Annotated in this window: 18 protein-coding genes; 2 read left to right on the top strand and 16 right to left on the bottom strand. The window is 70.3% G+C overall.

The window, feature by feature from the left end; all coding sequences use genetic code 11:
* Positions 1–193: 193 nt before the first annotated feature.
* Positions 194–538, top strand: a complete 345-nt coding sequence (locus tag QSK25_RS15345) for a DoxX family protein (RefSeq protein ID WP_285638904.1) — start codon at positions 194–196, stop codon at positions 536–538.
* A 146-nt stretch (positions 539–684) separates the two neighbouring features.
* Here the strand turns inward: QSK25_RS15345 and QSK25_RS15340 are convergent, their stop codons facing one another.
* The 8 genes from QSK25_RS15340 to crtI form a co-directional block, all read right to left on the bottom strand.
* The gene (locus QSK25_RS15340; protein ID WP_285638903.1) at positions 685–1,179 is read right to left on the bottom strand and encodes a hypothetical protein; all 495 of its coding nucleotides are present in this window, start codon (positions 1,177–1,179) and stop codon (positions 685–687) included.
* A gap of 15 nt (positions 1,180–1,194) precedes the next feature.
* Positions 1,195–2,010 carry a DivIVA-like cell division protein Wag31 gene (wag31, locus tag QSK25_RS15335; protein ID WP_285638902.1) on the bottom strand — a complete coding sequence of 272 codons (816 nt, stop codon included), beginning with the start codon at positions 2,008–2,010 and terminating at the stop codon, positions 1,195–1,197.
* Between the two features lie 48 nt (positions 2,011–2,058).
* Positions 2,059–2,334: a YggT family protein gene (locus QSK25_RS15330; RefSeq protein WP_382440120.1), complete on the bottom strand. Its 276-nt coding sequence runs from the start codon at positions 2,332–2,334 to the stop codon at positions 2,059–2,061.
* Between the two features lie 18 nt (positions 2,335–2,352).
* Entirely contained in the window at positions 2,353–3,006 is a 654-nt protein-coding gene (locus QSK25_RS15325) for a cell division protein SepF (protein WP_285638900.1), read from the bottom strand.
* Positions 3,007–3,073: 67 nt separating this feature from the next.
* Positions 3,074–3,772 carry a YggS family pyridoxal phosphate-dependent enzyme gene (locus tag QSK25_RS15320; protein WP_285638899.1) on the bottom strand — a complete coding sequence of 233 codons (699 nt, stop codon included), beginning with the start codon at positions 3,770–3,772 and terminating at the stop codon, positions 3,074–3,076.
* Positions 3,769–4,473, bottom strand: coding sequence for a peptidoglycan editing factor PgeF (gene pgeF / locus QSK25_RS15315; protein WP_285638898.1), 705 nt, complete (start codon positions 4,471–4,473; stop codon positions 3,769–3,771). The genes QSK25_RS15320 and pgeF overlap by 4 nt, the downstream gene beginning before the upstream one ends.
* A gap of 299 nt (positions 4,474–4,772) precedes the next feature.
* The gene (gene ftsZ, locus QSK25_RS15310) at positions 4,773–6,086 is read right to left on the bottom strand and encodes a cell division protein FtsZ (RefSeq protein WP_285638897.1); all 1,314 of its coding nucleotides are present in this window, start codon (positions 6,084–6,086) and stop codon (positions 4,773–4,775) included.
* Positions 6,087–6,471: 385 nt separating this feature from the next.
* Positions 6,472–7,890 (bottom strand): phytoene desaturase family protein, encoded by a 1,419-nt coding sequence (gene crtI, locus QSK25_RS15305; protein ID WP_285638896.1) that lies wholly within the window; start codon positions 7,888–7,890, stop codon positions 6,472–6,474.
* A gap of 381 nt (positions 7,891–8,271) precedes the next feature.
* On the opposite strand from crtI, the gene QSK25_RS15300 reads away from it, so the two are divergent.
* Complete coding sequence (locus QSK25_RS15300; protein WP_285638895.1) at positions 8,272–8,739, top strand: hypothetical protein; 468 nt, start codon at positions 8,272–8,274, stop codon at positions 8,737–8,739.
* On the opposite strand, the gene QSK25_RS15295 is transcribed toward QSK25_RS15300, so the two are convergent.
* From QSK25_RS15295 to QSK25_RS15260, 8 genes are all read right to left on the bottom strand, one after another.
* On the bottom strand, positions 8,736–9,485 hold the full coding sequence (locus QSK25_RS15295) for a cell division protein FtsQ/DivIB (RefSeq protein WP_285638894.1): 750 nt from the start codon (positions 9,483–9,485) through the stop codon (positions 8,736–8,738). The two genes, QSK25_RS15300 and QSK25_RS15295, sit on opposite strands and share 4 nt — an antisense overlap.
* Positions 9,482–10,819 carry a UDP-N-acetylmuramate--L-alanine ligase gene (gene murC, locus QSK25_RS15290; protein ID WP_502881861.1) on the bottom strand — a complete coding sequence of 446 codons (1,338 nt, stop codon included), beginning with the start codon at positions 10,817–10,819 and terminating at the stop codon, positions 9,482–9,484. The genes QSK25_RS15295 and murC overlap by 4 nt, the downstream gene beginning before the upstream one ends.
* A gap of 41 nt (positions 10,820–10,860) precedes the next feature.
* Positions 10,861–11,928, bottom strand: a complete 1,068-nt coding sequence (gene murG / locus QSK25_RS15285) for an undecaprenyldiphospho-muramoylpentapeptide beta-N-acetylglucosaminyltransferase (RefSeq protein WP_502881849.1) — start codon at positions 11,926–11,928, stop codon at positions 10,861–10,863.
* A gap of 63 nt (positions 11,929–11,991) precedes the next feature.
* Complete coding sequence (ftsW, locus tag QSK25_RS15280; RefSeq protein ID WP_285638892.1) at positions 11,992–13,455, bottom strand: putative lipid II flippase FtsW; 1,464 nt, start codon at positions 13,453–13,455, stop codon at positions 11,992–11,994.
* A gap of 67 nt (positions 13,456–13,522) precedes the next feature.
* Complete coding sequence (gene murD, locus QSK25_RS15275) at positions 13,523–14,896, bottom strand: UDP-N-acetylmuramoyl-L-alanine--D-glutamate ligase (RefSeq protein WP_285638891.1); 1,374 nt, start codon at positions 14,894–14,896, stop codon at positions 13,523–13,525.
* A 4-nt stretch (positions 14,897–14,900) separates the two neighbouring features.
* Complete coding sequence (mraY, locus tag QSK25_RS15270; RefSeq protein ID WP_285638890.1) at positions 14,901–15,986, bottom strand: phospho-N-acetylmuramoyl-pentapeptide-transferase; 1,086 nt, start codon at positions 15,984–15,986, stop codon at positions 14,901–14,903.
* On the bottom strand, positions 15,983–17,443 hold the full coding sequence (locus QSK25_RS15265) for a UDP-N-acetylmuramoyl-tripeptide--D-alanyl-D-alanine ligase (protein ID WP_285638889.1): 1,461 nt from the start codon (positions 17,441–17,443) through the stop codon (positions 15,983–15,985). Before QSK25_RS15265 ends, mraY begins: the two co-directional genes overlap by 4 nt.
* Complete coding sequence (locus QSK25_RS15260; protein ID WP_502881848.1) at positions 17,440–18,966, bottom strand: UDP-N-acetylmuramoyl-L-alanyl-D-glutamate--2,6-diaminopimelate ligase; 1,527 nt, start codon at positions 18,964–18,966, stop codon at positions 17,440–17,442. The genes QSK25_RS15265 and QSK25_RS15260 overlap by 4 nt, the downstream gene beginning before the upstream one ends.
* Positions 18,967–19,082 lie beyond the last annotated feature (116 nt).

Below are 19,082 nucleotides of genomic sequence, written 5' to 3'. Positions count from 1 at the left end.
GGCTCGGCCTGCCGCGGTACCACCCCGCTTGCCCGCCCTGAGGGACGAGCCTCTCGTTCTTCGGCTGTGACGGGCCGGTCCCGTCCGGTTCTACTGAGGCTCGCGCCCGTTCTTCCGGAGGCTCCCCGGTGATGGCCGGATCGGTGCCTGTGAGTTACAGGGTAACCGGAGGCGCAAACCGTATGCTCGCCCGATGACGTTGACCATCGCGTTGTCGATCTTGCTGGCCGTGCTGTTCGTGGCGACGGGCGCGGGCAAGCTGTTCGGCGCGAAGGCGTCACTCGAGGCCCGCGACCACTTCCGGATGCACCCGGCGCTGTGGCGCACCATCGGCGCGCTGGAGTGGGCGGGCGCGGCCGGACTGGTGGTCGGGCTGGTCAGCTGGGAGTGGGTCGCGCACGCCGCCACCGTGGGGCTCGGGCTGCTGATGGTCGGCGCCACGGTCACCCGCCTGCGGTACGACTCGAAGCCGACGGGCGTGGTCGTGGACCTGGCGCTGCTGGCGTTGCTGATCATGCTGCTGTTCTTGGACCGATGAGGTCCCACCTCCGCGGAGCGCGTCGTGGGGGTGGTCGTGCCGCTCCGCGGAGCGTGGCCACCCCGGCGGGACTGCCGCCACACGCACAACAGCCCCCGTGCGCACGGGCCACTTCCTGACCCATGCCGGGGGCGTTCGCGTCGATCTCAGTCCATCTGTGCCGTGCGGCTCTTGCGCACCAGCACCGCGTCGGGGGTGCACAGCGCGCACGGCGTGAACTGCAACTGCCGTGCCTCCTGCACCGGGAGGCCCAGCGTGGGCCTCCCGGCGAGCCAGGAACACGAGCTCAGGTGGTACCGGGGCCGCTCGTCCAGCACCCGGACCTCGTCCACCAGATCGGCCACGACGAGCAGGTCCGCCGCGTCGGTGTCCTCTTCCGGTGGTTCCTCGTCAGCGGACGGTGTGTCGGCTTCTGCCGCCACGACCACCCGTTGATCATCAGCTACAGCCTGTTGATCTACACTCTGCGCGTCGGCTGCGGGGTCCCCCGGTCGCCTCCGCCACCAGTCCCCAGCGAGGACCAGGGCGGCGAGCACGCTCGCGCCCACGGAAGACCACGCCCAGATCGTGTTGGACGTGGCCAGCGCAGGTACGAGCAGCCCGAGGGCAGCCAGCACCAGAAGTAGAACTACGAAGAGCACCTAGCGAACAGTAGTTCAGCCCGCTTCGGCGCGTGCACCGAAGGAGTAGCCCTGGGAGCGGCCCTCGGACGGAGCGGCCGGGCCGCGGTCCTGGAGGTCGCGCAGGGACGACTCGAGCATCGTCTTCAGTCGCGTGCGGTACTCGCGCTCGAACGTCTGCAGCTTGTCGATCTGCTTCTCGAGCGTGTTCTTCTCCTGGGTGATGTTGCCCATCACCTCAGCGTGCTTGCGCTGCGCGTCACGGTCCAGCGCGGTGGCCTTCTCACGGGCCTGCCGCTCCAGCGTCTCGGAACGCGTCCGCGCGTCGTTGAGCATGGTCTCGGCACGCGTGCGCGCCTCGTTGACCATCGTGTCGGCCTTGGCGCGAGCCTCGGACAACAGCTGCTCGGACTTCGTGCGCGCCTCGGACAACATGCCGTCCGCCTCGGCCTTGGCCTCGCCGGTCAGCCGGTCCGCCATCTCCTGGGCGAGACCCAGGACCTTCGCGGCCTGCACGTGGTGGTCTCCGCCACCACCGGGAGACGTCTGCTCCATGACCGAAGGCGGCGGGACCGGCGCCAGGCGGCGCGGCTCCTCGACCGGCATGCGGGTCGTCATGGGGGCGGCGGAAGCCTTGGCCCTCGCGTCGTCGAGGTCGGCACGCGACGTCTCGAGCTGCTGGTCGAGCTGCTCGACCTGCTGACGGAGGTCGTTGTTCTCCTCGATCAAGCGGGCCAACTCGCCCTCAACCAGGTCGAGGAACGCGTCCACCTCGTCCTCGTTGTAGCCCCGCTTGCCAATCGGCGGCTTGCTGAATGCAACGTTGTGCACGTCAGCGGGGGTCAACGGCATCGGATCACCTCTCGCACTCCTGGGCTGCGGTCATCCCACGGTTCCCCGTCACCTGGGATCTGCGAATCGCATCAGAATGATAACGACCAGCCACAGCACAATAATCGATAGGTCCAGCCCGACGCCCCCGATCCGCACAGTCGGGATCACCCGACGGAGCGCACGGACTGGTGGGTCGGTGACCGTGTAAACGGTTTCGAGCGTCACGGCTACGCCGCCCGCCGGGCGCCAATCCCTCGCGAACGTCCGCACCATCTCGACCACGACGCGCGCGGTCAGGAACAGGGAGAACGCGAACAGGACGTAGAAGATGACGAGCAGGATGGGGGCCACGGGTCAACTCTAACCGTGGTTCCCGAACCCGCCCTCGGCCAGCTTCCTGCGGTCCTCCGCCGTCACGTCAACGTTGGGCGGTGAGAGAAGGAACACCCTGCTGGTGATCTTGTCCATGGACCCGCGCAGAGCGAACGCGAGACCGGCCGAGAAGTCGACGAGACGCTTCGCGTCCGCGTCGTCCATGTCGGTCAGGTTCAAGATCACCGGCGTGCCGTCCCGGTAGTGCTCCCCGATCGTGCGCGCCTCGCTGTAATTACGGGGGTGCAGCGTCGTGATGCGCGCCAACGGGTTGCCTGCCGGCTCGGCGACCGGACGCAACCTGCTCACGGGCTCGCGCTGCGGCTCGACCGCGAGTGCGCCGTGCACGGGTGCATCAGCGCTCCAGCGACGCGTGCTCGAGGGGCTGCCCCCGCGCCGCGTCTCCGGCTCGTAGTCGTCCGACTCGTCGATGTCGGCCCGGTACCCGGAGCCCTGGAGCTCCGACCGGCCCGGCGTGAACACGCGATTGCGTCGCGGGTACGGGTCGTAGTCGTCGGCCTCGGCCGCGTACTCGGACCGGTAGTCGCCGTAGCGACCTCGGTCGTCGTCGTAGCCGGGGTCGTCTGCGTACTCGGCGGGGACCATCCCGAAGTAGGCCTTCAGCTTGTGCAAAGCGCTCATTCCAGCCCCTCCTCGGCGGTTCCCCACTCTTAGGGACGGTGCGGACGGTCCCGAGGTTCCCGACAACCTAGGGCGAGGTTAGTCGCCGGTTGCCGAGCAACGCCGTTCCGACACGCACACAGGTCGATCCGTGCGAGATGGCATCTTCCAGGTCACCACTCATTCCCGCTGACACATGGGTGGCAGTGGGATGATCATCACGTAGGCCTGATACCACCGAAACCAACGCCTGAAACGCCTGCGCTGGCTTCATCGTCAGAGGAGCGACAGTCATCGCACCTCGGAGAATAAGATCACCCGAACGAGTGATCACGCCAGCGAGTTCGCCGACGTCCGCGATCGCCACCCCACCGCGACTCACGTCCCCGTCGATGCTGACCTGCAACAACACGTCCAACGTCCGGCCGCGGGCGTGCGCCGCCCTGGCCAGCGCCTCGGCCAGCCGGACGCTGTCGACCGAGTCGACCTGGTCCGCCCACCCGACCACCGACTTGGCCTTGTTCCGCTGCAACCGCCCGACCATGTGCCACCGCGCCTCGCCGAGGTGTCTCAACTGGCCGACCTTGGCGGACGCCTCCTGGTCCCGGTTCTCCGCGAAGTTCCGCAACCCGAGCTCGTAAAGGATCTCCACGTCGCTCGCGGGCCAGGTTTTCGTCACCGCGAGCAACATCACCTCCTGCCGCGGCCTGCCCGCCCGCTCGCACGCTTTCGCGATGCGCTCCTCGACCTCTTCGAGGTTGGCCTTCAGCTCGTCCCGCCGGTTCACGCGTCCACCCAGATCACCGACGCGAGCCGCCCGGTGGGCGCCTGCCGGCGGTGGCTGAACAGGTCCTTCTCCTCGAACGTGCACCGGGGATCGACACCGATCTTCCCGACCCCCGCGCTCGCGAGCTGGTTCCACAGCCCTGCCCGCAGATCCAGGGCGGGCGTGCCCTTCCGACTCTTGGAAGCGCTCCCGGGCAGGTGCTTCTCGACGTCCCGCTGCATCTCGACGGGCACCTCGTAACACTCACCGCACACCGCGGGCCCGAGCAGCACCTCGATGCGCTCAAGATCGGCTCCGAGCGCCATCATCGCCTTCAACGCCTCAACGACAACGCCGACCCGAGCCCCGACCCGCCCGGCGTGAACGGCCCCGACAACACCGGCCTGCTCATCCCCGAGCAACACCGGCACGCAGTCAGCCGTCAACACGACCAGACCGAGCCCGCCCTGTTTCGTCACGACGGCATCGGTGGCCTCGAGCGGCTCACCCCGCGGCCCGTCCACGGTGGCCACGGTCCGCCCGTGCACCTGCTCCATCCAGACCAACCGGTCGGGCGTCAACCCGATCCCGGCAGCGAGTCTGCCCCGGTTGGCCTCGACAGCTGCCTCGTCGTCCCCAACGTGATCGCCGAGGTTGAACGAGTCGTAGGGCGCCTTGGACACGCCACCGGCGCGGGTGGTGACAACACGACGAATGCGCACGCCTACACCCTAGTTCGCACGGCCGACCGCCTCAGGCGGGAGTCACGCCACGCTCTGCGGAGCCCCACCGGCCTCGGCTCCCAGCGAGTCGAGGTGGAGCGAGATCGGCAGGCAAGAGCGGGGCGAGGCGACGCGCCCCAAGCTCCAGAACGTGCGCATCGAGCAGGCCGGATCGCGTTCGCGATGCCGAAGGCGTCCCAGTGGCCAGGGGTGTCACACCGCCGTGCCAGGCGTTCCCCAACAGGAAGACCCCCTGAGCCCACACGCTGCTCAGGGGGTCCGACAAGATCAGAACGACGTCACCGCCGCATGAACGGCGGCACGTCCACCTCGTCATCGGGGTCGTCAGTGACCGGCACCGGCCGAGAAGGCAACGACCCGTTGGGCGACAACGACCGAGGCACGGACGGCACGTACCCGTTCCCCTGAGCCGGCGAAGGCTGAGGCGGAACGGAGGTGGCCGGCTGAACCGGAGCCGACTGCACGGGCTGGACCGGCTGGACCGGAGCCACCGGCGGAGCCTGCACCACCGGAGGCGGCGGCGTCGGCGCAACAGGCTGCTGCTGCACGTGCGCGACCGGAGCCGCGGTGGCCGAGGCGATCGGCCCGGTCGCGGTCCGGGGCGGCGAGGACAGCGCCGTCGGTTCCAGCTTCTTGTGGGTCGGGCCTCCGCCGTCGAAGCCCGCGGCGATGACGGTCACGCGCACCTCGTCGCCTAGGGAGTCGTCGATGACCGTACCGAAGATGATGTTCGCGTCCGGGTGTGCGGCTTCCTGGACCAGCGAGGCGGACTCGTTGATCTCGAACAGGCCGAGGTCGGAGCCGCCGGCGATGGAGAGCAGGACGCCGTGGGCGCCTTCCATCGACGCTTCCAGCAGGGGCGAGTTGATGGCCTTCTGGGCGGCTTGCACCGCTCGGCCCTCTCCTCTTGCCGAGCCGATGCCCATCAACGCCGAGCCCGCCCCGGACATGACCGACTTGACGTCGGCGAAGTCCAGGTTGATCAGACCGGGGGTCGTGATCAGGTCCGTGATGCCCTGGACACCGGAGAGGAGCACCTCGTCCGCGGAGCGGAAGGCGTCCATCAGGCTCACGCCGATGTCGCCGAGTTGCAGCAGGCGGTCGTTCGGGATGACGATGAGCGTGTCGCACTCGTTGCGCAGGGCCTGGATGCCGTCCTCGGCCTGCTTGGCGCGGCGCTTGCCCTCGAAGGAGAACGGGCGCGTCACCACGCCGATGGTCAGTGCGCCGAGCTTGCGCGCGATCGAGGCCACGACGGGTGCGCCGCCGGTGCCCGTGCCGCCGCCTTCACCGGCCGTCACGAAGACCATGTCGGCCCCCTTGAGGACCTCCTCGATCTCTTCGCGGTGGTCTTCGGCGGCCTTGTGCCCGACCTCGGGGTTCGCGCCGGCGCCGAGGCCGCGCGTCAACTCCCTGCCGATGTCGAGCTTGACGTCGGCGTCAGACATCAGCAAGGCCTGTGCGTCGGTGTTCACCGCGATGAACTCGACGCCCTTGAGCCCGACCTCGATCATGCGGTTGACGGCGTTGACACCGCCACCACCGATGCCGACGACCTTGATCACCGCGAGGTAGTTGTGCGGGGGCGTCATCGGATCCGCCTTCCTGATCGTGGTCCGTGCTGTGGTGCTGGGTGGGGATGCACCCGGATTGAAACTCTCAACCTCTCGTCGAGGTTCAGAGTTATGTCAACCCCATATGTTCCTGCTGGACGGTAAGCACCGGCGGTGCGTCGGTCCAGCAGCCACGCCGTAGGGTCCCAACACTGTGCGCTACTACTCCCCGGTCGTGCCGTCAAGTAGTGCGCACGGCCCTGAGGACGACGCCCCCACAAGCCTAGTCGGACTCCGAATCGGAGATCGTCTCGCCCGCCCTAACCGCGATTTCTGGTCAGCGGTGGCCGCCGGCGTCGAGGTGCGGGGATGAAATCGCCGGGCGCGATCGCTCCGGAACGGTGGTGGTCGCGCCCGGCGAACGTCAGCGCCGAACGGCGGCTGTCCGCTGGGCCGCGAGCCGCCCGGAGATCAGCACCGGCGGCACCCCGACCCCCGGCGTGGTGCCCGCACCGGCGAGCGCCACGTTCTCGACGCCCCGCACGACGTTGCGCGGCCGGAACGGCCCGGTCTGCGCGAAGGTGTGCGCGAGCCCGAACGGCGTGCCCGCCGCGTTGCCCCAGTCGGCCGGCGTCACGAGCACCTCGTCGCGCACCGCCGCGCCGAACCCGTCGAGCCCGCGCGCCTCCAGCGTCCGCACGAGCTCGTCGCGGTACCGGGGCCCGACGCGCCGCCAGTCGACCAGCCCGACCTCCAGGTTCGGCGCCGGCGCCAGCACGTAGTGCAGCCCGTCCTGGGCGTGCGTCACGAGCAGCGACGGGTCGGACATCAACCGTCCCCTGTGGACGATCTCGTCGAACGTCCCGCGCCACGCCCGCCCGAACAGGATGTTGTGGTGCCCGAGGTCCCACGTGCGGTCCGTCGCGGCGTGCAGCACGACGGCGGACGGCGACCACCGGTGCGGCACCACCCGCGAAGGCGACTTCCCCAACAATCGATAAGCGTCCGGCAGCTCACACGCCAGGACGACGGCGTCACACGCGATGCGTTCCTCACCGACGTGCACGGCCACCACACGCGCGCCCCGCCACTCCAGCCGCGTGACCGATGCGTCGTAACGGAACTCCGCACCGTGCTTCACCGCAGCAGCAGCCATCGCTTCGGGAACCGCACGCATCCCACCGCGCGGGTAGTACACACCGGCGATGGTGTCCATGTACGCGATGACGGCATACGCCGCGAGGGCCTGCTGCGGCGGCACACCGGCGTACAACGCTTGGAACGAAAAGAGCCGGATCAACCTCTCGTCCCGCAGGAACCGCCGCAACCGGGACTCCAGCCGCCCGAAGCCGCCGAGCGCCGCGAGCCGCACCAGCTCGGGCCGCACCAGGTCGAGCGGCGAGTCGAAGTTCGCGCCGATGAAGTGCGCGCGCTGCACCGAGTACAGCTCCCCGAGCCACCGCCGCAACTCCCGGTACCCGGCCGCTTCCCTTGCGCCGCAGACGGTGCGGACCTCGTCCTCCATCGCGGCGGCATCGGTGTGCACGGAGATCCGCGACCCGTCCGCGAACCGCGCGCGGTAGGCGGGCGTCACGGGATCGAGCGTCAGCCAGTCCGAAAGCCGTTCCCCCACAACGCCGAACGCCTCGTCCAGGTACTCCGGCATGGTCAGCACGGTGGGCCCGCTGTCCGCGGCGAACCCGCCGACCGCGACGGTCCCGGCCCGTCCGCCAGGCACGTCACCCTTTTCGACCACCGTGACCCGCCGACCGGTCCCCTGCAGGTGCATCGCGGCTGACAGTCCGGCAAGACCGGCACCCACAACGATGACGTGGTCCGGCATTGAGTACTTCCTTCGGGTGACAACGATCAAACTGGCTAATACCGCGAGTGGCACTCCGATGAGCACGGTAGTCGTACATCAACTGGAGGCACGTCTTGGCACCCGCACCCGCGTCCGTGCGTTCGCTCGTCATCGAGGCGATCGTGTTGGAACTCGTCACGAGCAGGCTCGGCAGCCTTGTCGTACGGGCAGCGATGGCGCGCTTGAGGCCGAACGGCTGACCGGCGAACCCGAGGAGATTCCTGTGTGCTCCCAACCGATCCCCCGGCCTGTGCACCGACGCCCGCGCCGCTGGCCGACGCCGTCGCGCCCGCCCGCGCCGCGCCGCTAGCCGACCCACGAACCCGAAGGACCGCCGTGGAGCCCATTGCACCGACAGTGGTGAATATCGGACCCGAGTCACCACCGAGACGCCGGCCGCCGTGGCTCGCGATCGGCTTCGCGCTGGTCGCGCTGACGGCGGGCGGACTCGGCTTCGGGCTCGGCCGGGCCACCGGTCCCGACCTGCTGCGCGCCGCCGGCACCGACTCGCCTGCGGCGTCCTCGACGTCAGGGCCCGCGACGTTCACCGTCGACGGGTCGATGACGGTGAACGGCAACTGCGGTTCGGGCGGCTACAGCGACATCAGGCTCGGCGGCCAGGTCGAGATCGTCAACCAGGACAACGAGGTCCTCGCCGTCGGCACGCTGATGAACGGCGTGGGCTCGTGCAAGTTCAACTTCTCCGTGAGCGGTGTTCCCGAGGGAGAACGGCTTTACGGCACGAAGATCGGCAACGCCAACCGCGGCGTCATCTGGAAGTCGCAGCAGGAAGCCAAGAGCGAGGGCTTCCACCTGACGCTCGGCTAGGACACCGTGGCCAGGTCCGGCGACGACACGTCGTACGTCGTGCCCTCCCGCGTCAGCAGCACGAGCAGCACGGCCGCCTTGCGGGCCGTGTTCTCGGCGCTACCCCACTTCGCCGTGCGGTTGCCGCTCAACGTCAGCGTCACGTCGGCACCGGTCGTCGCCGCCACCGACACCACGTCGGGCCGCAGCTTCTCGGGCAGTTCGTTCATGACACCGACGACCGCGCGGGTGGCGGGATCTGACGACGACGGCAGGGCCAGCACCAGTTCGGGCACGCCGGGGGCCGCTGCCGGGAGGACCGCGTAGTCCTTGCCGGTGGCGTCGACGAGGTGGAAGCCGTCGGGCATCTTCACCGAGCCGACCGGGGTGCGTTCGGTGATCAGCAGGCGGACGGTGCCGGGGAGCTGGCGTTCGACCTCCACGGCGGCGACGCGCGGGATGCCGGCCACGCGGTCGTGGATCTCCTGGAGGTCGAGGCGGGCCAGGGGTGAGCCCTGCTCGATGTCGGCCACCGCGCGGACCTCGTCCTCGGTCAGGGCCGCGTTGCCGCGGACGTCGACCTGGCTCACGCCGAGCAGCGGCGTGAAGAGCACGCAGTAGACCAGGCCCACCACGGACAGCACTGTCAGGAGCGCCACCAGGCGGCGGCGCAGGATGGTCCTGCGCCGCGCCCGGTACTCGGCGCTCCTCGGTCTCCGGTTCGCGGGGCGAACTCGCGTGGACCTGCCGCGAACCGGGGCGCTCATGCCTGCTCTTCGCTCGCCAGCGCGCTGACGATCTCGGGGCCGAGCATCGTCACGTCACCCGCGCCCATGGTCACCACGAGGTCGCCGTCGCGGACCAGCGACGCCACCAGGGCGGGCACGCGGTCGAACGACGGCTCGTAGTGCACCGAGGCGGTGACCTGGTCGGCGATCAACGCGCCGGTCACGCCCGGTTCCGGTTCCTCGCGGGCGCCGTAGACGTCCAGCACGACGACCTCGTCCGCGAGCGACAGCGCGGCGGCGAACTCGGCGGAGAACGTGCGGGTGCGCGAGTAGAGGTGTGGCTGGAAGACCACGACCAGACGGCCGGCCCCGGCGACCGGGCGGGCGGCGCGCAGCTGGGCGTCGACCTCCGTCGGGTGGTGCGCGTAGTCGTCGTAGACCGAGACACCGCCGCCGCGGCCCTTGAACTCGAACCGGCGCCGCACGCCGCCGAAGGCCGCGAGGCCCTCCAGCAGACCTGCCTGGTCGGCACCGATCTCCAGGCCCGCCAGCAGAGCGGCGATCGCGTTCAGCGCCATGTGCTCGCCAGGGACGGCGACGCGGACCTCGACCGGCACGCCGTCGATCTCGACCGACGCGAGGCCGCCCGACTCGAACGGCTTGTAGTCGACGAGCTTCGCGTCGGCGCCGCCACGGCCGTACTCGCGCACGCGGATGCCGCGCGCACGGGCCTCGGCGATCAGGCGGGCCGCGCCCGGATCGTCCACACAGGACACCAGCACGCCGCCCGGCGTGATGCGCTCCAGGAACGAGTCGAAGACGGCCGTGTAGGCCTCGACGGTGCCGTGGTGGTCGAGGTGGTCGGCCTCCACGTTCGTCACGACGGCGACGGACGGCGAGAAGAACAGGAACGAGCCGTCGGACTCGTCCGCCTCGGCCACGAACACGCCGCCGGTGCCCTGGTGGGCGTTGGCGCCGGACTCGTTCAGGTCACCACCGATGGCGAACGACGGGTCGACGCGGCAGTGCTGCAACGCGACCGTCAACATCGAGGTGGTCGACGTCTTGCCGTGCGTGCCGGCGACGCACACGACGCGATGGTCTTCCATCAACGCGGCCAGCGCCTCGGCCCGGCGCAGCACGGTGATGCCGCGCTGGCGGGCCGCCGCGTACTCCGGGTTCGTGTCCTTGATCGCGGTCGACACCACGACCTCGGTCGGGCCGCCGACGAGCTGGTCCAGGTTCGCGGCGTCGTGGCCGACGGCGATCCGCGCGCCCTGGGCCCGCAGCGCCAGCACGGTCCGCGAGTCCTTGGCGTCCGAACCGGACACCTGCACGCCGCGCGCCAGCAGGATCCGGGCGATGCCGCTCATGCCGGCACCACCGATGCCGACGAGGTGAACGCGTTCGAGACTCACTTCTTGATCACATCCAGAACCGTGCGGGCCAGGACCTCGTCCGCCTCGCGCCGGCCGGTGCCGAGCGTCGCGCGGGACATCTGCGCCAACCGGTCGCGGTCCGCCATCAGCGGCACGACCAGCGACGCGACCTTCTGCGGCGTCAGCTCCTCGTCCGGCACCAGCAGGCCGCCACCGGCCGAGACGACGGGACCGGCGTTCAGCGCCTGCTCGCCGTTGCCGATGGGCAGCGGCACGAACACGGCGGGCAGGCCGACGGCCGACACCTCGGCGACGGTCATCGCGCCGGAACGGCACAGCACGGCGTCCGCGGCGGCGTACGCGAGGTCCATGCGCTCCAGGTACGGCACCGTCACGTACGGCGGGCGCCCCGGAACCTGTTGCACGGCAACGGAGTTCTTCGGGCCGTACGCGTGCAGCACGCCGACGCCCGCGCGGGCGAACTCGGCGGCGACCGGCGCGACGGCCTCGTTGATCGACCGCGCGCCCTGCGAGCCGCCGAACACCAGCAGCACGGGCGCGTGCGGGTCCAGGCCGAAGAAGCGGCGGGCCTCGGCACGCAACGCGGCGCGGTTCAGGGTGGTGATCGACTGGCGCAGCGGGATGCCGATGATCTGCGCGTCGGTCAGGCCGGAGTCCGGCACGGCCGCGGCGACGTGCTCGGCGAACTTCGCGCCGACCTTGTTCGCGAGACCGGCCTTGGCGTTCGCCTCGTGCACGACGATCGGCACGCGGCCCCGCGCGGCCAGGTACGCGGGCAGTGCCACGTAGCCGCCGAACCCGACGACGACGTCGGCGCCGACGCGCTCCAGCACCTCACGGGTCTGCTTCACGGCGCCGCGCACGTTCAGCGGCAGCTTCAGCAGGTCCAGCGTGGGCTTGCGCGGCATCGGCACCGGCGGGATCAGCTCCAGCGGGTAGCCGCGCGCGGGCACGATCTTGTTCTCCAGGCCGCGCTCGGTGCCGAGCGCGACGACACGCGCGTCCGGTCGCAGCCGCATGACCGCGTCGGCCAGCGCCAGTGCCGGCTCGATGTGACCCGCGGTGCCACCACCTGCGACCACGACGCACGGACCACTGGGGGCAGGGTGCCCGGTCAAGACTTCTCCCGAATGTGAGTTGATCGATCAGTTGTGTCGCCCGCGACCGCGGGTCGACCGGCCTTGCTCTGAACGGCCCTGTGTCCGCCGCGATTCGCGGCGACGGTACTCCGAAGGCGGAGCCGAGCGTCCAGCCATACGACGTTCGTCGACCACCGGGAGTTGCGCGGTGCGCCTGCCCGGTGCGCGCGGAGGGGTGGACGGGCGGGACGGCTTGCGCTTCGCCGGCTGCCGGTACGCCTCGGGCGCGGGCAGCTTGAGCAGCCCGCCGACCCGGCCGGGGCCGAGCGAGCGCAACGCCGAAACGGCCTCCGGCTCGTGCCGCGCGCAGTTCGCGAGGATGCCGAACACGACCATGGTCGTGACGACCGAGGTGCCGCCGGAGGAGATCAACGGCAGCGTGAGACCCGTGACGGGCAGCAGACGCACGACGTAGCCGATGTTGATCGCGGCCTGCGCGACCAGCCACACCGTCAGCGTCGCGGACACGATCCGGATCCACGGGTCGGTGTTGCGCGACGCCACCCTCAGCCCGACCCATGCGAGGCCGCCGAACAGCGCCAGCACCAGCGCGCACCCGACGAACCCGAGCTCCTCGCCGATGACGGCGAAGATGAAGTCCGACTCGACGTTGGGCAGGTACCGCCACTGCGAACTGCCCTGCGCGAGCCCCTTGCCGAACAGCCCGCCCTCGGCGAGCGCGTACATCGCCTGCCGGGCCTGGAGTCCGGCGCCCTGCGGGTCGGCGTCGGGGTTGAGGAACGTCGTGACGCGCTGCAGCCGGTACGCGGCACCGATCGCGAGCACGACGGCACCGGCCACCGCGCCACCGGCGATCACGCCGAACAACCGCATCGGCGCGCCCACGAACCACAGCAGGCTGACCAGCACCACGCCGAGCGTGATCGTGCCGCCGAGGTCTGGCTGGAGCATGACCAGCGCGAACACCAGCATCGCGACCGGCACGACCGGCACCAGCAGGTGGCGGTACTGCGACAGCAACGCCCGCTTGGTCACCAGGACGTGCGCGCCCCACAACGCCAGCGCGAGCTTCACGGCCTCGATCGGCTGGAACGACACGGGCCCGAGCGTGAACCACGACCGCGCGCCACCGCGCACGTCCCCGAGCGGCGTCAGCACCAGCGCCAGCAACAGCACGCCGATGCCCATCGCGGCCGTCGAGAAGTGCCGCAACCTGCGCAACGGGAACCGCAGCATCACCCAGAACAGCACCGCGCCGATGCAGACGTAAATCAGCTGCTTCTGGAACACGCTGTACGCGGACACGCCGGAGGCGACCTGTCCCGGGGCCGACGCCGACAGCACCATCACCAGGCCGAGCACGGTGAGCATGCCGAAGATCGCCAGCAGGAGGTGGAAGTCGGCGAGCGGGCGGCTCAGCCACGACGTCAGGCCGCCGCGCAACGAGGCGACGCGGCCCGCGGGACGAACCTTCCGCTTGCTCTTCGGCTTGTCGGCGACGACGGTCACCAGATCATCGTCTCCTGTGTCAAGCGCTCGAACGGGGATTCCTGGGGCGTGTCGCCCCTTTAGCACCCTACCGACCGCTCGTGAGTGCCCTCACAGCGTCCGTGAACGCCTGACCCCGGTGTGCGTAGTCGCTGAACATGTCCATCGAGGCCGCCGCCGGAGCCAGCAGGACCGTGTCACCGGACTGCGCGAACTCCTGCGCCGCCCGCACGGTCGCCAGCATCGGGTCCTCGTCGCCGGCGAGATCGAGCGACCGCACCGGCACGTCCGGCGCGTGCTTCGCCAACGCCTCCGCGATGACCTGACGATCAGCCCCGATCAGCACGGCGGCCCGCAGCCGATGGGCCTCGGACCGCACCATGTCCTCGACCGACGCACCCTTCAGCAGTCCGCCGGCGATCCACACCACGCTGTCGAACGCCCGCAGCGACGCCACCGCGGCGTGCGGGTTCGTCGCCTTCGAGTCGTTGACGTACTGCACGTCCGCGGCGTCGACGGTCACCAGGACGGCCCGGTGCGCGGCCGGTTCGAAGGCCTCCAGACCTTCTCGCACCGCCTCGGACGGAACGCCGTACGCGCGCGCCAGCGCCGTGGCGGCCAGGGCGTCCGCGATACCGGGAGGGCCCGCCGGACGGATCTTCGCGATCTCGATCAACGGCTCGTCGTCGGCGAACGCCCGGTCGACCAGCCAGCCGTCGCGCACGCCGAGCTGGCCGCGTTCGGGCTCGTCCAGGGTGAAGCCGACGCGGTCACGGGCGGGCGCGGCTTCGAGGAGGTCGACCACGCGGTCGTCCTCGAGCCAGCCGATCGCCACCTCACCGGTGAGGATCTGGGCCTTGGCCTGGGCGTAGGCGTCCATGCCGCCGTGCCAGTCCAGGTGGTCCTCGGCGAGGTTGAGCAACGCCCCCGCCTGCGGGCGCACCGACGGCGCCCAGTGCAGCTGGAAGCTGGAGAGTTCGACGGCGAGCACGCGACGGCCCGCCAGCAGTGCGTCGACGACCGGCAGGCCCACGTTCCCGCAGGCCACGGCGTCGGCACCGGCGGCGTGCAGGATCGACTCCAGCATGCCGACGGTCGTGGTCTTGCCGTTGGTGCCCGTCACCGCGAGCCAGACCGGCGGGTCGGCCAGTTCGGTGCCCATCCGCCACGCCAGTTCGACGTCGCCGATGACCTCGATGCCCGCGGAGGCGGCGGCCGCGAGCAGCGGGCTCGACGGCTGCCAACCGGGGCTCGTGACGACGAGGGAGGTGCCGGCCGGCGGTTCCACCAGGCCGGGCACCAGTTCCACGCCTTCGAGCAGCGTCTCCAACGCGCCGAGGCGTTCGGCTGACGAGTCCGTCACCACGACCTCGGCGCCCGCCGCGAGCAACGCCTCCGCGGCGGACCGGCCGGTCACTCCAGCACCGGCGACCAGCACTTTCGATCCGGCCAGCTTGGTCATCGTCTCAGAAACCGCCCGTCAGCCACTCGCTGTAGAACACGCCGAGCCCGAACATGCAGCAGATGCCGGCCATCAACCAGAACCGGATGATGACCGTGGTCTCCGCCCAGCCCGCCAGCTCGAAGTGGTGGTGGAACGGGGCCATCCGGAACAGGCGCCGTCGTGAGGTGCGGAAGACCGCGACCTGCAACGCCACCGACAGGGCCTCGACCACGAACAGACCACCGATGACGATCATCAGCAGCTCGGTGCGGGTGGCGATCGCGAGACCGGCGACGAGGCCGCCGAGCGCGAGCGACCCGGTGTCACCCATGAAGATCTTGGCCGGAGCGGCGTTCCACCAGAGGAAGCCGATGCAGCCCGCCATCGCCGCCGCGGCGATCACCGCGAGGTCCAGCGGGTCGCGGACGTCGTAACACCCGGCCACGGCGTAGCTCGAGCAGTTGTAGCGGAACTGCCAGAACGAGATGACGACGTACGTGCCGAACACCATCGCCGACGAACCGCCGGCGAGGCCGTCCAGACCGTCGGTCAGGTTCACCGCGTTCGACCACGCGGCGACCATGCCGTAACAGAACACGATGAACCCGATGACGCCGAACGAGACCACCGGGAGGTCGCGCACGAACGACAGGTTGACCGACGCGGGCGTCAGGCCTTCCTTGTTCGGGAACTGGAGCACCAGGATCGCGAACGTGATGGTCGCGATGAACTGGCCGACCAGCTTCGCCGTCTTGTTCAGGCCCAGGTTGCGGGCCTTGCGGATCTTGATGAAGTCGTCGAGGAAGCCGACCAGGCCCAGCGACGTCGTCAGCATCAGCACGAGCAGGCCGGACGCCGTCGGGGTCTGCCCCGACGCCGACGCCGACATCGAGTTCACGAGGTGCGTGCCGAGGTAGCCGGCCCACATCGCGACCAGGATGGCGAGACCGCCCATGGTCGGCGTGCCGCGCTTGGTCTTGTGGTGCTGCGGACCGTCCTCGCGGATCTCCTGGCCGAAGCCCTGCCTCGAGAAGACCTTGATCAGGTAAGGCGTCAGCAGGATGGACACCGCGAGTGCGATCGCGGCCGCGATCAGAATGCTCTTCACTTGGTTCCTGCCTCCAGCAGGGCCTCGGCGATGCGCCACAGGCGGTAGGCGTTGGATGCCTTGACCAGCACTACGTCACCGGGCCGGACTTCCCCCGAGAGCAACGCGATGGCCGCGTCCGCGTCCGGCACCAGGACGGATTCGTCTCCCCAAGATCCTTCCAGGTGCGCACCCTGGTGCATCGCGCGGGCCGGGTCACCGACCACGACCAGCTTGCTGATGTCCAGGCGCACCACCAGACGGCCGATCTCGTCGTGCTCGCGCACCGCGTCGTCGCCCAGTTCCGCCATCGGGCCGAGGACGGCCCAGCTGCGGCGGGCGGGCGTCGTGGCGCGCGCGATCGAGGCGAGCGACTTCAACGCCGCGCGCACCGAGTCGGGGTTCGCGTTGTAGGCGTCGTCGATCACCGTCACGCCGTCCGCGCGTTCGGTGATCACCATGCGGTGCGCGGAAACCCGTTCCGCGGCGCCCAGTCGCTGCGCCACCTCTTCCGGCGTGGCACCCAGTTCGAGCGCGATCGCGGCGGCGACCAGGGCGTTGCCGACCTGGTGCTCACCGCTCAGCGTGAGCTGGACGCGGGCCTCGCCCTGCGCGGTCTTCAGCGTGAAGCTCGCGCGGGCCTGCTCGTCGAGTTCGATGTCGACGGCGCGGACGTGCGCGTTCGCGCTCTCACCGACCAGCACGACCTTGGCCTTCGTGCGGCTCGCCATGCCCGCGACCAGCGGGTCGTCGGCGTTCAGGATCGCGACGCCGTCTTCCGGCAACGACTCGACCAGCTCGCCCTTGCCCTGCGCGATGCCCTCGCGCGAGCCGAACTCGCTGAGGTGTGCGGTGCCGACGTTGAGCACGGCGCCGAACCTCGGCGGCGCGACCTCGCACAGGTTCGCGATGTGGCCTACGCCGCGCGCGGACAGCTCCAGCACGAGGAACTTCGTGTCCTCAGTGGCCCTCAGTGCCGTCCACGGGTGGCCGAGCTCGTTGTTGAACGAACCGGGCGGGGCGATCGTCTCGCCGACCGGGCTCAGCACCTGGGCGATGAGGTCCTTGGTGGACGTCTTGCCCGCCGAACCGGTGATGCCGACGACCGTGAGGTCCTTCAGGCGGTCCGTGACGTACCGCGCGAGCTTGGCCAGCGCCTCCAGCACCGCCGCGCCCTCGCCGGTCTTGTCCCCGGCGAGCACGTAGGCGTTGGTGTGCCTGGCCTGCACGGGCGGCGCGATCACCGACGGCGCGTCGACCTCGCGGCCCGCCAGCACCCCGGCGGCGCCCGAGGCGACGGCCTGGGCGGCGAAGTCGTGGCCGTCCACGCGTTCACCGGGCAGCGCCAGGAAGAGGCCCCCCTCGGTGACCTTGCGCGTGTCGAACTCGATGGTGCCGGTGACCACCGGACTGCCATCGGTCGCGTGCAACCGTCCGCCGACGACCTCTGCGATCTCGGCGAGCGTGAGTGCGATCAACGGTGCGCCTCTCTGATCGCGGCGGTCAGCGTCTCGACGTCCGAGAACGGATGGATCACGCCGGCGATCTCTTGTCCCGTCTCGTGTCCCTTGCCCGCCACGACGACGACGTCACCCGGATGTGCGAGCTCGACGGCCTTCTCGATCGCGAGCCTCCGGTCGCCGATCTCCAGCACCTCGCCCCGGTTCTCGGTGGCGAGCGCCCCTTCGAGCATGGCGGCCCGAATGGAGGACGCGTCTTCGCTCCTCGGGTTGTCATCGGTGATGATCAACACCTCGGCCCGTTGCGCGGCGGCCTCACCCATCAGGGGGCGCTTCGCGCGGTCCCGGTCGCCACCGCAGCCGAGCACGACGATCACGCGGCCGTCGGTCTTGGCCCTGACCGCGTCCAGCGCGAGCGCGACGGCGGCGGGCTTGTGCGAGTAGTCGACCACCGCGGTGAAGTCCTGGCCCTCGTCGACGCGCTGCATGCGGCCGGGCACCTGGACGTTCGCGAGGCCTTCCGCGATGGCTTCGCCGCTGATGCCCTCGAGGTGCAGGCAGGCGATCGCCAGCAGCGCGTTCGTGATGTTGAAGCTGCCCGCGAGCGGCAGGTGGATCCGGAGGTCGCCGTCCGGGCCGTGCGCGGTGAACGTCTGCTCACCGGTCGCGCTGACCTCGACGTCGCTCGCGGTCCAGTCCGCGTCGGTGGTCGAGGCGACGGTGACGGTGTTCTCCTTGACCAACCGCGGACCCCACTCGCCGTCGACGCAGACGACCTCCTTGCGCGCGCGGCCGTCGAACAGCTGCGCCTTGACCTGGAAGTACTCCTCCATGTCGGCGTGGAAGTCGAGGTGGTCCTGGCTGAGGTTCGTGAACGCGCCGATCTCGAACTCGGTGGCGGCGACGCGGCCCATGTGCAGCGCGTGGCTCGACACCTCCATCGCCACGTCGGTGACGCCGCGCTCGACCATCACCGCGAACAACGCCTGCAGGTCCGGCGCCTCGGGCGTGGTGTGCGAGCTGCCGAGCTGCTCGCTGCCGATCCGGGTGCCGACGGTGCCGATCAGGCCCGTGTGCTTCCCGGCGGCGCGCAGCACCGACTCGATCATGTACGTGGTGGTGGTCTTGCCGGACGTGCCGGTGACCCCCCACAGCTTGATCTTCTGCGACGGCTGCCCGTAGACGTGCGCGGCGAGCAGCCCCACGACCTCGCGAGGGCGCGGGTGGATCAGCACGGGCACGTCTTTGAGGGAGTCGCGCGCGGCACCGGCCTCGTCCGTCAGCACCGCGACGGCGCCGTTCGCGATCGCCTGGTCGGCGAAGTCGGCACCGTGGACGTGCGCGCCGGGCAGCGCGGCGTAGAGGTCTCCGGCGACCACGTGCTGAGCACGCAGAGTTACCCCTGTCACCTGGACGTCGGCATGCGCTGGCCTGGTCAGGTGCACGTCGGCGACCGCGGCGAGAGCAGCCACGGAAGCAGGGCGGATGGCAGTGGGGCGGGGCGGGGCGGTCGCGACCTTGCCCTCGAGCTTGGCAGGCACGGGCGAGAGGCTACCGGCCTGCGCGCAGTGGCCGAGCGGCGCGTTGGCGTTCGGGTGATGATCAGCGGCTCTGCGCCGTTCGGGTGGCCGTGTGCGCTGGTCTGCGTGAGCGAGCC

Source organism: Lentzea sp. NBRC 102530 (assembly GCF_030269365.1).
Taxonomy (GTDB): Bacteria; Actinomycetota; Actinomycetes; order Mycobacteriales; family Pseudonocardiaceae; genus Lentzea.
The sequence above is the reverse complement of the archived record's forward strand: the minus strand, read 5'-3'. Positions and strand labels throughout refer to the sequence as shown.

Excerpts from the sequence above, each read along its gene's own strand:
- QSK25_RS15345 (WP_285638904.1), top strand. The coding sequence starts at position 194 with ATGACGTTGACCATCGCGTTGTCGATCTTGCTGGCCGTGCTGTTCGTG.
- QSK25_RS15325 (WP_285638900.1), bottom strand. The coding sequence starts at position 3,006 with ATGAGCGCTTTGCACAAGCTGAAGGCCTACTTCGGGATGGTCCCCGCC.
- QSK25_RS15295 (WP_285638894.1), bottom strand. The coding sequence starts at position 9,485 with ATGAGCGCCCCGGTTCGCGGCAGGTCCACGCGAGTTCGCCCCGCGAAC.
- ftsZ (WP_285638897.1), bottom strand. The coding sequence starts at position 6,086 with ATGACGCCCCCGCACAACTACCTCGCGGTGATCAAGGTCGTCGGCATC.
- murD (WP_285638891.1), bottom strand. The coding sequence starts at position 14,896 with ATGACCAAGCTGGCCGGATCGAAAGTGCTGGTCGCCGGTGCTGGAGTG.
- murC (WP_502881861.1), bottom strand. The coding sequence starts at position 10,819 with ATGAGCGGCATCGCCCGGATCCTGCTGGCGCGCGGCGTGCAGGTGTCC.
- wag31 (WP_285638902.1), bottom strand. The coding sequence starts at position 2,010 with ATGCCGTTGACCCCCGCTGACGTGCACAACGTTGCATTCAGCAAGCCG.
- crtI (WP_285638896.1), bottom strand. The coding sequence starts at position 7,890 with ATGCCGGACCACGTCATCGTTGTGGGTGCCGGTCTTGCCGGACTGTCA.